The sequence below is a fragment of the Streptococcus pseudopneumoniae genome, assembly GCF_001074565.1.
Classification (GTDB): Bacteria; Bacillota; Bacilli; order Lactobacillales; family Streptococcaceae; genus Streptococcus; species Streptococcus pseudopneumoniae_J.
In genome coordinates this window covers 1-14,521 of sequence record NZ_JUQX01000037.1, presented here as the reverse complement: position 1 = coordinate 14,521, position 14,521 = coordinate 1, and the positions used below count along the sequence as shown (strand labels likewise).

Annotated in this window: 8 protein-coding genes; all 8 read left to right on the top strand. The window is 42.5% G+C overall.

What is annotated here, in order from left to right; all coding sequences use genetic code 11:
- The first annotated feature begins 106 nt into the window (after nt 1–106).
- Complete coding sequence (gene pheT, locus ADI74_RS05930) at nt 107–2,512, top strand: phenylalanine--tRNA ligase subunit beta (protein ID WP_049537721.1); 2,406 nt, start codon at nt 107–109, stop codon at nt 2,510–2,512.
- A 252-nt stretch (nt 2,513–2,764) separates the two neighbouring features.
- Nucleotides 2,765–3,658, top strand: a complete 894-nt coding sequence (locus ADI74_RS05925; protein WP_049537719.1) for an ABC transporter ATP-binding protein — start codon at nt 2,765–2,767, stop codon at nt 3,656–3,658.
- On the top strand, nt 3,655–4,854 hold the full coding sequence (locus tag ADI74_RS05920; protein ID WP_049537718.1) for an ABC transporter permease: 1,200 nt from the start codon (nt 3,655–3,657) through the stop codon (nt 4,852–4,854). Before ADI74_RS05925 ends, ADI74_RS05920 begins: the two co-directional genes overlap by 4 nt.
- A 214-nt stretch (nt 4,855–5,068) precedes the next feature.
- On the top strand, nt 5,069–5,515 hold the full coding sequence (gene rplM / locus ADI74_RS05915; protein ID WP_049537716.1) for a 50S ribosomal protein L13: 447 nt from the start codon (nt 5,069–5,071) through the stop codon (nt 5,513–5,515).
- An 18-nt stretch (nt 5,516–5,533) separates the two neighbouring features.
- On the top strand, nt 5,534–5,926 hold the full coding sequence (gene rpsI, locus ADI74_RS05910; protein ID WP_000075973.1) for a 30S ribosomal protein S9: 393 nt from the start codon (nt 5,534–5,536) through the stop codon (nt 5,924–5,926).
- 600 nt (nt 5,927–6,526) lie between these two features.
- Nucleotides 6,527–7,129, top strand: a complete 603-nt coding sequence (locus tag ADI74_RS05905) for a class B sortase (protein ID WP_239682811.1) — start codon at nt 6,527–6,529, stop codon at nt 7,127–7,129.
- 95 nt (nt 7,130–7,224) lie between these two features.
- A complete protein-coding gene (locus tag ADI74_RS05900) occupies nt 7,225–7,851 on the top strand; it encodes a hypothetical protein (RefSeq protein WP_080980364.1) in 627 nt (208 codons plus the stop codon).
- A partial coding sequence (locus ADI74_RS05895; protein ID WP_049537713.1) for a DNRLRE domain-containing protein occupies nt 7,835–14,521 on the top strand: 6,687 nt, incomplete at its 3' end. The genes ADI74_RS05900 and ADI74_RS05895, both read left to right, overlap by 17 nt.

Genomic DNA, 14,521 nt, shown 5'->3' with positions numbered 1-14,521 from the left:
TACAGTCGCTCTCGTTTTTACATAGTTTAGAAATAGAAATGACTGACTCGAAGAAAAAGAAAGGAATTGAAAAGATCTTATTTGGTGGGATCTTAGAATCAGAATTATGTTAGTATCTTATAAATGGTTAAAAGAGTTGGTGGACATTGATGTGCCATCACAAGAGTTGGCTGAAAAAATGTCAACCACAGGGATAGAGGTAGAGGGTGTTGAATCACCAGCTGCCGGTCTCTCAAAAATTGTCGTCGGTGAGGTCTTGTCTTGCGAAGATGTGCCAGAAACTCACCTCCATGTTTGTCAGGTTAACGTTGGCGAAGAAGAAGCCCGTCAAATCGTCTGTGGTGCCCCAAATGTGCGTGCTGGTATCAAGGTCATGGTGGCTCTTCCAGGAGCTCGCATCGCTGACAACTACAAGATTAAAAAAGGAAAAATTCGTGGTCTTGAGTCTCTCGGAATGATTTGTTCACTGGGTGAGTTGGGCATTTCTGACTCCGTTGTACCAAAGGAATTCGCAGATGGCATCCAAATCTTGCCAGAAGATGCTGTTCCAGGTGAGGAAGTCTTTTCTTACCTAGACTTGGATGATGAAATCATCGAACTTTCTATCACACCAAACCGTGCGGATGCCCTTTCTATGCGTGGGGTTGCTCACGAAGTGGCAGCCATCTATGACAAGGCAGTTAACTTTAAAGAATTTACTCTAACAGAAACAAACGAAGTAGCAGCAGATGCTCTTTCTGTCAATATTGACACAGACAAGGCTCCTTACTATGCAGCTCGTATCTTGGACAATGTGACCATCGCACCAAGTCCACAATGGTTGCAAAACCTTCTTATGAACGAAGGTATCCGTCCCATCAATAACGTAGTAGACGTAACCAACTACATCCTGCTCTACTTTGGTCAACCGATGCATGCCTTTGACTTGGATACCTTTGAAGGGACTGACATCCGTGTGCGTGAAGCGCGTGCTGGTGAAAAATTGGTGACCTTGGACGGTGAAGAACGTGACTTGGAAACAAATGACTTAGTCATCACTGTGGCTGACAAACCAGTAGCTCTTGCAGGTGTCATGGGCGGTCAAGCAACAGAAATCTCTGAAAATTCTAGTCGTGTCGTCCTTGAAGCTGCTGTTTTCAATGGCAAATCTATCCGTAAGACTAGCGGTCGCTTGAATCTTCGTTCTGAGTCATCTTCTCGCTTTGAAAAAGGCATCAATGTGGCAACAGTCAATGAAGCCCTTGATGCAGCAGCAAGTATGATTGCGGAACTTGCAGGTGCGACGGTGCGTAAGGGCATCGTTTCAGCTGGGGAACTTGACACATCAGACGTAGAAGTTTCTTCTACTCTTGCTGACGTTAACCGTGTCCTTGGTACAGAACTTTCCTATGCTGATATAGAAGATGTCTTCCGTCGTCTTGGCTTTGGTCTTTCTGGAAATGCAGAAGCCTTCACAGTTAGCGTTCCACGTCGTCGTTGGGATATCACTATCGAGGCAGACCTCTTTGAAGAAATTGCTCGTATCTATGGTTATGACCGCTTGCCAACCAGTCTTCCAAAAGATGATGGGACAGCCGGTGAATTAACAGTTACACAAAAGCTTCGTCGCCAAGTTCGTACCATCGCTGAAGGAGCGGGTTTGACAGAAATCATCACCTACGCTTTGACTACTCCTGAAAAAGCAGTTGAGTTTACAGCTCAACCAACTAACCTTACAGAACTCATGTGGTCAATGACTGTGGAACGTTCAGTTCTCCGCCAAAATATGATCTCAGGTATTTTGGATACGGTAGCCTACAACGTAGCTCGTAAGAACAAAAACTTGGCTCTTTACGAGATTGGAAAAGTTTTTGAACAAACAGGCAATCCCAAAGAAGACCTACCAAACGAGATCAACAGCTTTGCCCTTGCTTTGACAGGCTTGGTTGCAGAAAAAGACTTCCAAACAACAGCAGTTCCAGTTGATTTCTTCTATGCTAAGGGAATCCTTGAAGCCCTCTTTGCTCGTTTGGGACTCCAAGTGACCTACACAGCAACAGCTGAAATCGCTAGTCTTCACCCGGGACGTACAGCCGTAATCTCACTCGGTGACCAAGTTCTTGGTTTCCTTGGCCAAGTGCATCCAGTCACTGCCAAGGCTTACGATATCCCAGAAACTTATGTAGCTGAACTTAACCTTTCAGCCATCGAAGCTGCCCTCCAACCGGCTACTCCATTTGTGGAAATCACGAAATTCCCAGCAGTTAGCCGTGATATTGCCCTTCTTCTCAAGGCAGAAATTAGCCATCAAGAAGTTGTAGATGCAATCCAAGCTGCCGGCGTGAAACGATTGACAGATATCAAACTCTTTGACGTCTTCTCAGGTGAGAAACTGGGAGTTGGTATGAAGTCAATGGCTTATAGCCTAACCTTCCAAAATCCAGAAGATAGCTTAACGGACGAAGAAGTCGCACGTTACATGGAAAAAATCCAAACTTCTCTCGAAGAAAAAGTCCATGCAGAAGTGCGTTAAATTTTCAATCCATCCTTCGGGGTGGGTTTTTAAATTCTTAAAATGCCCATTCAGGAATAAAAAGCGACAGTTGAGGAAAAAATCCTCCTGGATAGTCTTTAATGGGTTAAACTAAAGCTATCACTGGAGCGCTTAAAAAACCTTAAATTTGGCAGGTTTTTACTATAAAAATCTCGATAAAAATGGATACGAATTATTGTAAAGGCTGTCAAAAAGGAGTATAATAAGTGCAACATATTTCGGAGGTGGAAGATGCTAGAAGTAAGAAATCTAGAGAAAAGTTTCGGTTCCAAGCAAGTCTTGTTTGGTGTCGATTTTCAGGCAAGTCCAGGACGAATTCTAGGGCTGGTCGGAAAAAATGGTGCTGGGAAAACAACGATTTTCCACAGTATGTTGAAATTTTTAGAGTATCAAGGAGAGATCAGTCTGGATGGGCAGGAGATTCGTCAGGAAACCTATGCTCGGATTGGCTATCTGCCTGAGGAACGCAGCCTCATGCCCAAGCTGACAGTCCTTGAACAAGTTCGCTACTTGGCGACTCTGAAAGGCATGGATGCCAAGGAGGTCAAGGAAAAACTCCCTCAATGGATGGAAAAATTGGAAGTGAAGGGCAAGTTGACCGACAAAATCAAGAGTCTCTCAAAAGGGAATCAGCAGAAAATCCAACTGATTATTACTCTAATCCATGAACCAGACTTGATTATCCTGGATGAGCCTTTTAGTGGACTGGATCCAGTCAATACTGAACTGCTCAAGCAGGTCATCTTAAAAGAAAAAGAGCGTGGTGCGACCATTATCTTTTCAGACCATGTCATGACCAATGTCGAGGAGCTTTGCGATGATATTCTCATGATTCGAGATGGGCGTGTAGTCTTGCATGGACCGGTCCAAGAAGTTCGCAATCAATACGGGAAAACGCGTCTCTTTGTTTCAAGTGAACGAAGCAAGGAAGAATTGGAAAATCTTCCTCATGTCAAACAGGTGAGCTTGACCAAGCAAGGCAGTTGGAAATTGATCCTAGATGATGAGAGCGCTGGAAGGGAACTCTTCCCAATCCTCACTCAAGGTCAATACATCGCGACCTTTGACCAACAAGCTCCAACAATCGATGAAATCTTTAAACTAGAATCAGGGGTGGAAGTATGAGAAATATGTGGGTTGTAATGAAGGAAACCTATCTTCGACATGTTAAGTCATGGAGTTTCTTCTTTATGGTGATTTCGCCGTTCCTCTTTTTAGCCTTATCTGTAGGAATCGGCTTTCTCCAAGGGTCTTCTATGGCCAAGAATAGCAAGATAGCAGTAGTAACAACTGTACCATCTGTGGAAGAAGGGCTCAAGGGTACCAATGGTATCAACTTTGATTATAAGGATGAAGCTAGTGCCCAAGCTGCTATCAAGGATGAAAAAATCAAGGGTTACCTATCCATTGATCAAGAGGATAGTGTCATCAAAGCCGTTTACCATGGTGAAACTTCACTTGAAACAGGCATCAAGCTAGCAGTAACCAATAAGCTCAACGAACTGCAATACCAACTCAATCGCTCGGCGGCTAATTTGTCCCAAGAGCAGGAAAAACGCCTGGCTCAAACTGTTGACTTTACTGAGAAGATTGACGAATCTAAGGAAAACAAAAAGATGGTCCAAACCATTGCGGCCGCAGGGCTTGGTTTCTTCCTTTATATGATTTTGATTACCTATGCTAGTGTCACTGCTCAGGAAGTAGCTAGCGAGAAAGGAACCAAAATCATGGAGGTGGTCTTCTCTAGTATCCGAGCAAGTCATTATTTCTACGCTCGTATGCTGGCTCTACTTCTTGTGATTTTGACTCATATTGGCATTTACGTCGTGGGTGGACTGGCTGCCATTCTGCTCTTTAAAGACCTACCAATCTTGGCACAATCTGGTATTTTAAACCATATAGGAGAGGCCTTCTCGCTCAATACCTTATTGTTTGTCTTGGTTAGCCTCTTTATGTACGTTGTTTTAGCAGCCTTTCTAGGCTCTATGGTTTCTCGCCCTGAGGATTCAGGAAAGGCCTTGTCGCCATTGATGATCTTGATTATCGCAGGATTTGTCGGTGTGACTTCTCTAGGTGCTGCAGGAGACAATTTGGTTTTGAAAATTGGGTCTTATATTCCCTTTATTTCAACCTTCTTTATGCCATTTAGAGCCATCAATGGTTATGCAAGTGATTTAGAAGCTTGGATTTCACTAGGGATTACAGTCGTTTTTGCAGTGACTGCAACAGCCTTTATCGGACGCATGTATGCCAGCCTAGTCCTTCAGACAGATGACTTAGGTCTATGGAAAAGCTTCAAACGTGCCTTAGCTTACAAATAGCAATAGAAACCTCGTTTTTACGAGGTTTTTGTGATATTTTAAAGGTCAAACCGGGAAAATTATTTTTCATATCTATTGACTTTTAGTAGTAAAATTTGGTATGATAGTAGACGGTATTGTTTACCCCATTTGTAAGGCCCCGGAACCTTTCAAATACCCCGCGGACCGGAACATCCGCCCTGTAAACAAAAACGATATTCATATAGGAGAAATCATGAACAAAACTACATTCATGGCTAAACCAGGCCAAGTAGAACGCAAATGGTACGTTGTTGACGCAACTGATGTACCTCTTGGACGCCTTTCAGCAGTTGTTGCTAGAGTACTTCGCGGAAAAAACAAACCAACATTCACACCACACACTGATACAGGTGACTTCGTAATCGTTATCAATGCTGAAAAAGTTAAATTGACTGGTAAAAAAGCAACTGATAAGATCTACTACACTCACTCAAACCACCCAGGTGGATTGAAACAAATCTCTGCAGGTGAACTTCGTTCTAAAAATGCAGTACGTTTGATTGAAAAATCAGTTAAAGGTATGCTTCCACACAATACTCTTGGCCGTGCTCAAGGTATGAAATTGAAAGTATTCGTTGGAGCTGAGCACACTCACGCTGCACAACAACCAGAAGTTCTTGATATTTCAGGACTTATCTAAGGAAAGGAACAATAAAGTATGTCACAAGCACAATATGCAGGTACTGGACGTCGTAAAAACGCTGTTGCACGCGTTCGCCTTGTTCCAGGAACTGGTAAAATCACTGTTAACAAAAAAGATGTTGAAGAGTACATCCCACACGCTGACCTTCGTCTCGTTATCAACCAACCATTCGCAGTTACTTCAACTGTAGGTTCATACGACGTTTTCGTTAACGTTGTAGGTGGTGGATACGCTGGTCAATCAGGAGCTATCCGTCACGGTATCGCTCGTGCCCTTCTTCAAGTAGACCCAGACTTCCGCGATTCATTGAAACGCGCAGGACTTCTTACACGTGACTCACGTAAAGTTGAGCGTAAGAAGCCAGGTCTTAAGAAAGCTCGTAAAGCATCACAATTCTCAAAACGTTAATCAATACGATTATATCAACGTTTCGAAACACTTCATGGTTCACACCATGGGGTGTTTTTTTGATGATTTTTAGCAAAATTCACACCACCTTTCACACCAAATTCACACCATTATTTTTTAAGATTACGAAAGGCAATTTCTCCAACAGCCATTGGGATTACATTTATATTTATGAAATATATCATTTCGAAAGATTTCATGGAATCATATAAATATGTAGCGAAATAAGGGGAAGGAATCGCACATTGTGACTATCTAGATCATGAAATATCTAGGGATTCTTCTCAATTAAAAACGATTTTAGAACTCGATTTTTCTATAGAAAATGTAAGAATTGGAGCTTTACAGGTTCAAGGAGTCTTCTATCACAAGAGAGTTTAGGAAAAAATTAGAGTCAGCTCAAACAGTCATTAAAAGAGGAACCCACTCTCATTTGGAGAGGGCTCCTCTTTTCTGTTAAAAAGTAGCAATCAAACAGGTAAAGAAGCGGTATACATGTATATGATTATCAAAATATTTTAATAAAAGTATAATTTAAAGGGACAATGTATTTACAAGGGTTATAGGGGTCTGATATAACGATAGTATGGGAGCGATTACATGAAAATTTTAAGGTTTAGTTTATCATTAATTGCAATGGTTGCAGTTTTATTTTTAGGTCTAAAGATCTTGGATGGATTCGAACAGAAAGCTGTAGAGAAGCATTCTCAAAATGCAATAGAGACGAGGTTTCATCAGAATCCAGATGTCTTTGCTTGGCTAACAGTCGAAGGGACTCGAATTGACTATCCAGTCGCTCAACATTCAAGGGATGATACCTATTACCTATCTCACGATATAGATGGTGAAGAGACCTATTATGGAGCCATATTCACAGAGCTGGTTAACAAAAAAACATTTGAAGATCCTGTCACTATTATTTATGGTCATGCTATGCTAGATGATTCTATGTTCGGGTCTTTAGATTATTTTGCGAAACCAGCTTTTTTTAACAAGCATGAGAGCATCAAAATTGACACGTTGACTCAACATTTTGAATATGAGGTGCTGGCAGCCCATTCTTATACAGATGATCATCTTTTTCATACATTTAAATTAGGAAGTCGAGAAGGTCTCCGATATTATTTAGATACATTACAGATAAGAACGTCAGACTATGGGGGATTCTATCGCCAGATAGTTACTGACCCTCAAAAAGATTGATTTTTAATCTTGTCAACCTGTGATGTTGCTGGAAATGATCAACGATTTGTGGTTACTGCTCGTTTAAAAAGTGTTAAAGAAAGGACAAGTAAATAATGAAAATATTAAGACTCTCAAGGTTTTGGAGACTAGCTACTGGTTTACTGTTTTTAGGAGTGGGGCAACGCCTTCTATTTACAGGTGCGATTTCCCCTGTGGTAGTCGAGGAAGGTTTATCACTCATTCTGACCTTACTCAGCCTACTATTTTTAATGATAGGAACAGTTCTTATTTTTCCAATAACAATCTGGTTTTATAGGCAGTATCGATCAGATAAACGTTTAAATCACACTATTCTGATTTACTTGTTTAGTGCGATTTTATGTGGCATCCTCATCGGAGGCTTGGGTCAAATTTTATACGATAATACGAGTTTGGAGTATGATCATGTCAAGATTGCGATCTGGGCTTTTACTAGCATTATACAAACTTTTCTTAAAGTAATCTTATCCTATAGTCTGGTTAGTATTTACAAAGCTTTACCAATTAAAAGTAGGGTAGATCAATTGCGACTACCTGTTCTGGTATCCATGCTTCTTGTTGCCTTTTGTTTAGCTATCGCTGTTTGGTTCCCAATACTAGGTTCTTTCGTTTTATCCATCGGTGATGCTCTTATTTTAATTTTTACACTTTATTATTTTATTTATCTTACAAAGGAGAATGATGATGAAAAGACTTCGTAAGACCATACAGTGGTTATTATTGCTGAGTTTATTTATTTCTAATACCCCGCTTATTTATGCAGAAGAAATAAGCCATGCAATCAAACAAGGTCAGGCGGAGGCCGCTTATAAAAAAGCTGTTACAGAGGCGAGTAGCCAGACTGTAGGTTCTGAGAATGCGAATACGGAACATTCGACGAGTGCTGACGCCTCAAAACCAGCAAAAGATGGTGGAGATGCCCTACAACAACCAAAGGTGGTCAACGAAGAGAGTAAGGCAGAGGCAGAACTAAAGAAACAATATGGAGAACCAGTAGCGGTTAGTGGGCAAGAACAACTGTTTCGAGTGGATGAAACTCACTTTGGGACGCATATTGGAAGTGATATTAAAACCTATATTGATCAAGAAGGGGTAGAAGTTCCTGTTGACTTATCTCTCTATTCTTATCATGCCAATGGGAAACACTATTATCTACCTAAAGAATCTCCAGTAGGCGTAGTTCTTCCGAGCGAAGTCAAAGAAGAAACCCCTATTGATATTACACACAAGGATGACAAAATTTCCCTGTATCCGCTTGATAAAACGTATGATCAGGCAACTGTCGAAAAGAATGCCATCTTATACAATAACGTTGATGGCAAAACAGATGTGCAATATACGGTACAATCTAATGGGGTCAAAGAAGAGATTATCTTAGCAGAGTGGGGTGGGAAGAACTCTTTTACTTATGGTTTAGATGCATCTAAGTATGATGTTTCTTTGAAAGACAATCAAATCCTTGTTCGTGAAAAGGGCAAAACGAAGCTCCTCTTTGTACTAACTGCCCCAATGATGGTGGATAGTGCCGGTGCTACTAGTAATGTCATAACCCTTGGCTTGAAAAAAGGGAATGGGCGACATGAAGTTACCGTCACAGCTAGTAAAGAGTGGCTGTCTGCTTCAGACCGTAAGTATCCTGTTCGGATCGACCCGACTGTAACGGTTCCAAGAGAAAAAATCCTTGATGTTGTGACTTCATCTGTACATGGGCAGTACCAAGGATATGCCTATGGATATGTTGGGTATATGACAGCTGAGATGATGGGGATGGCTGGTATTCCAGGTGTTCGTGATATCGGTCGCGCGAGAATGTACTTTAAGATTAACTACGATTTTCAAAAGAGTATCCCTAAGGAAGCACGTATCGATAGTGCAAGTCTAAATATCTATGAATATACGGCTCCAGATTCTCAATCAACCCAGTTTGCAGCATATCGCTTGAAGCAAGATTTTGATATCAATACCCTTACATGGGATACTTCTGTGGGGCTTGATATGGAAATCGCAGGAAAGAATGCGACCAGTGGTAAAAAGATTGGGATGCATAACTTTGATATCCGCGAGACTGTAAATGCATGGGTTCAAGGTTTGGAACCAAACTATGGTCTAGTTGTAGCTGCAACCGACGAAGGTTCAGATGGTGGTGCCTTCTATACAACTGAAGCTACTGCAGATAATGCAGGACAGATTGGGTTTACCCCAGATAAGGCTCCGAGTTTGACGATTAATTGGTCTGTTCCAGATCCGGTTGATGTCAATTATCCAATCGGGAACACTACCATCAATCTTCGGACCATGGTGAAGACAGATAAGAAAGGGAAACTGCAATTTCAGGGAGTCTTTGCGGATGGTCTGACAACACCAGGTGCTCAGGTTGATTATAACCTTAGTGACACTGCTAAAGACTACAAGGGGCAAAGTTCTGCAAGTTTTTCTTACAAATACCCTGATAGTAGTTCCTTTGATGCAGCCTTTGAAAAAGGAACAACTAAATATAAAGACAAGCTCTCAAACTGGCAGACTCAGGTGCCTTTCACAGAACCTGAACTAAACAAGGTTTATACGATTGACGCAGAGAGTAAAAAAGATGGTCAGACCAGTGGTAAAAAATCAAGTGATACTTTCTTGATTTACAAAGTTACTCAGTTTGATACCCTTCCAAAGATTGCGGCTTACTATGGAGTACCACTGAATCAACTTGCTTACGATAATCGTATCCAAGATATGATGGTTGTAAAAAATAATACCCTTTTTATTCGCAATCCAAGAAAGAATGCTGATAAACCTTATAATCCACCAGCATTAACATCTAATACAAAGGCAGAAATAGACAGGCTTTTAATGGGTCGAGGTCTTCACTGTGAGTTTGGATTTGAACCTATCAATCTAAACACGGGGAATTTCTACCTAGATCGAACAGATGTTTCTATCACAGATGTTGACGGGAAGTTTGAAATTACTCGCGCCTATAACTCTAAAGCAGCAGGCATCAATAGTCTCTTTGGTCGTGGTTGGTCATTTGCCTTTAATGAGCAGTTATCGAGCGATGAAGACCAAAATCTTTACTATACTCGTACAGATGGTTCGATTCTTAAGTTTACGAAGGATGGTGATAACTATCGTGCTCCAAGCGGTTATGACCTCACTCTCGAAGTAAAAACAGTTGAAACGAAGAAAGGTGACTTTGGCGGAGACGAAAAAGAGGACTATGATGTTAAGGAATACCGAATTGTTGATCACAATCATCAAGAGAAAATCTTTAACTATCACGGCCTCTTAACGAGTCAGACGGATGAAAAAGGTAACAAAACAAGCTTTGATTATAATGAAAATTACCAGCTAACCAAGATTACATCCCCTACAGGCTTGATTTATAGTATCACCTATAATTCAGAGGGCTATATAGGTGCGATTCAAATCCCAAATGGTTCAACTTTGACCTATGAATACGACACGAATGGTCATTTGATTACCTATACGGATGCGACGGGAGTTCCTACTCGTTATGAATATGACGATAAGGGACGTATGACAGCCTGGTACGATGGAAATGGCACCAAGGTTATCCAAAACGAGTACGATGAGGAAAATCGTGTTACCAAGCAAACAGATGGTGCAGGTGCTGTTTCAACTCTCTCTTATAGTGAAGGTCAGACTATCACTACTGATGGAAATGGCAATCAAACCGTATATACTTACGATGAGCAATATCGTACAACGGGCATTCGCTATGCCGATGGAACTAGTATCTCAAAAACGTATGATGACAACAACCGTCTGTCAAGTGTGACGAATGAAGCAGGTCAAACGACTCGCTACACCTATGACAGCAATGGTAATACCTTGACAGAAACGCGTTTTGACGGTGCAGTAAAAACTTCTAGCTATGATGAGAAGAACCATCTTCTGTCTCTTACTGACTTTAGTGGTGCATCAACAGCCCATAGTTATGATGCAAATGGAAATCTAATTCAGACGACATTGCCAGATGGGTCTAAGATTGCCTATACTGTCGATCAGCAAGGGCGTATCTTATCTACGACAGATGCGGCTGGTCACACAACTTCCTTTGCCTATCAAGGTGCGAATCTAGTAAGCATTACCAATCCTTTGGGAGGTGTATCAACCTTTACCTACAATGCACACAATCAAGTCACTAGCATTACGAATCCTCTCGGTGGGGCAAAGACCTTTACCTATGATGCAGAAGGTCGCAAGCTGAGCGAAAAAGATGCTGATGGTATTGGGACGAGTCATACTTTTGACAAGGCAGGTCAAGTGACAGCTGTGACAGAAGGAAATGGTAATACGACTACCTTCACCTATGATAGTTTCGGTCGTAAAATCGGTGCTTCGAATGGAGAAGGAGGGAACTATAGCTACACTTATGATGGTGTTGGGAATCAGCTTTCCGTTACCGATGCAGAAGGTCGCACCACAAGCTATACCTATGATAGCAAGGGTCGTTTCCTAACAGAAACCAATGCTTCAGGTCAAACGACTACCGTTACTCGAGATACACTGGGTCGCATTGTTACTCGAACCAATGAAGCAGGCAATAGCAGTAGCTTGACTTATGATGATAGAAACAATGCCGTTAAAACCATCACAGATGCTCTGGGGCAAGTTACTCAAAACACTTATGACGCTGCAGATAAGTTAACGTCAGTATCTTACCCAATCGGCACAAAAGCAGAAACTACTTATGATATCATGGGTCGTGTGCTATCCTACACCGATGAAGCAGGCCAAACAGTATCCTACACTTATGACAGTGTTGGTAATAAACTCAGTGAAACCAAAGGGAAAAAGACTACTAGCTATACCTATGATGCAGCGGGAAATGTGACAGGTGTTACCTACCCAGATGGTAGCAGTGTTTCCTATGTGTTGGACGCGATGGGGAATATCCTGTCCATGACAGATGCCCTTGGAAAAGAAACAACTTATGAATACAGCAAGGCAGGGCGCCTGATCGCAACGACCAATGCCTTGGGGCACCGTACTAGTATGACCTATGATGCCAATGGCAATCAAAATAGCTTAACAGATGCGGCAGGCTATACTGCTAGTACGACTTATACAGGTCAAAATCAAGTTTCCAGTATTACAGATGGTTTAGGCAATAAAACTACGATGGCCTACAACCAGATGGAACAGTTAACAGAGTTGACAGATGCCTTGGGTGGCAAGACTCAGTACACCTATAATGAACTGGGCTATCCGATTCAGGTCACCGATGCCAATGGCAATGTCACTAAGATGACCTATACCTCAACGGCTCAACTGGAGGAAGTGACTCTTCCAGACGGAACTACTGTAAAGCAAGAATACGATGCCCTTGATCGTCTCATCAAGCAGACGCATTCTAGTGGCTTGGTGACGGAGTATAGCTACGATGCCGCCAACCGTGTAGTGAACAAAAAAGACAATCAGGATCTCAATGAGACCTACACCTACGATAAGGCAGGAAATCGCCTCACTTTAACAAACAGCTTGGGTGAGGTTACCCAATACAGCTATAATAGTGACAATCAACTGACTAAGGTGGTCTACGCAGATAAGACCAGTGAAACATTCACCTATGATGTCATGGGCAATGTCGCAAGTTCAACTGACCAAGAAGGTAAGACCAAGACCTATCACTATGATCAAAATGGCAATCTGCTCAAGACTGTCGATCATCTGAAACGTGAAACCAAGTATAGCTACGATGCTCTCAACAGAGTGGTGACAGAGTCGGATGCCGATGGCAATACCTCTACTTACGAATATGATGTCCTTGGCAACCTATCTAAAATGATCGATGCCAATGGCCATTCAAGTAGCTATGGTTATGATGCCAATAAGAAATTGGTACTCTATACGGATCCAAATGGTCATGCGACAGCCTTTAAGTACGACCCATTAGGACGAATCATCGAAACAGTAGCTCCTACAGGAAGCAAGCAAAGTTTCAGCTATGATGCTTTGGGCAATCGCTTGAGCGAAACAAGTGGCGAAGGACATACAACGACCTATAGCTATGACAGTATGAACCGTGTCAGCAGCAAGAAACGTCCAACAGGTGGAGAGACTCAGTATGCCTATGACGCTACAGGTAGCTTGGCAAAAGAAACCGATGCCAACGGTCATAGCACCAACTATGTCAATGACCTTTATGGTCGTGTGACCAAACGCACCTTACCAAATGAGGCGGCTTACACCTACGCCTATGATGCCTTGGGACGTCTCACCAAGCAAACAGGTCCACAGGGACTATCGAAAACCTATAGCTATGATGTGTCTGGGAACTTGGTACAGGAGACAGACCAATCTGATCGAAGCAATCACTATAGCTATGACAAGGTTGGCCGTCTCTTAACGGCTAAGAACGCCCTTGACCTTGAAACCAAGTATAGCTACGATGAAGCGGGGAATCTAGCCAAACTGACTAAGCCATCCGGTGCTACAACCACCTTTGACTATACGACCCTTGATCAACTAAAAACGGTCAAAACGCCAACTGGTCGAACAGTGGAGTCAAGCTATGACCCAGTAGGTCAGGTGACCAAACGCACCATCAATGACAAACGCGAAACGACCTATACCTATGACCCGAATGGCAATCTCCTTGAGGAGACGAATCCCCTCGGTCAGGTAACCAAACGAACCTATGATAGCCTCAATCGCCTCACCTCAGAAAGTGATACGGCAGACCAGTGGACTAAGTATGGCTATGACCACGATAACCATCTCACGAAGATCACAGATGAGGCTGGTGGCGTCGCAAGCATGACCTATGATGCCAATGGCAACCTCACTAGTGTCACATCCGGAAGCAAGCGTGTCAAGACCTACACCTATGACCTAAAGGATCAGTTGCTTACAGCGACACAAGGAAGTGGAGAAAAGGCTTCTACCTCTAGCTATACCTACGACAGTGTGGGCAATGTCACTTCGGTCACGAATGGAAATGGCAAGGTCACAAGCTACAGCTACGACCAGCTGTCCAATCTAGTGGAACGTATGACCAGCCTCGGAGACAAGGAGACCTATACCTACAATGTCAATAACCAGCTCGAAAAAGTAACCAAGTCCGATGGGAAAACCATCAGCTACGACTACAACAAGCTGGATCAACTGCTCAAGGTGGAGTACTCTGAAAAGCAAGAGGGTCAAGTCCTCTACACCTATGATGCGGACGGTCGTCGGGTGTCAATGAGTGACCTGACAGGAACTAGTCAGTACGCGACTAATGAAGAGGGCGAGATTACTGGTGTTCGTCAGGGAGATGGTAGCCTGATCCAGTACGAGTATGATGCCTATGGCAATATCTCGAAGATGATTTACCCAGATGGTAGCACAGTTTCCTACACTTACGATGAACTG

Coding starts and splice junctions, on each gene's coding strand:
- ADI74_RS05900 (WP_080980364.1), top strand. CDS start 7,225: ATGAAAATATTAAGACTCTCAAGGTTTTGGAGACTAGCTACTGGTTTA.
- rpsI (WP_000075973.1), top strand. CDS start 5,534: ATGTCACAAGCACAATATGCAGGTACTGGACGTCGTAAAAACGCTGTT.
- pheT (WP_049537721.1), top strand. CDS start 107: ATGTTAGTATCTTATAAATGGTTAAAAGAGTTGGTGGACATTGATGTG.
- ADI74_RS05920 (WP_049537718.1), top strand. CDS start 3,655: ATGAGAAATATGTGGGTTGTAATGAAGGAAACCTATCTTCGACATGTT.
- ADI74_RS05905 (WP_239682811.1), top strand. CDS start 6,527: ATGAAAATTTTAAGGTTTAGTTTATCATTAATTGCAATGGTTGCAGTT.
- rplM (WP_049537716.1), top strand. CDS start 5,069: ATGAACAAAACTACATTCATGGCTAAACCAGGCCAAGTAGAACGCAAA.
- ADI74_RS05925 (WP_049537719.1), top strand. CDS start 2,765: ATGCTAGAAGTAAGAAATCTAGAGAAAAGTTTCGGTTCCAAGCAAGTC.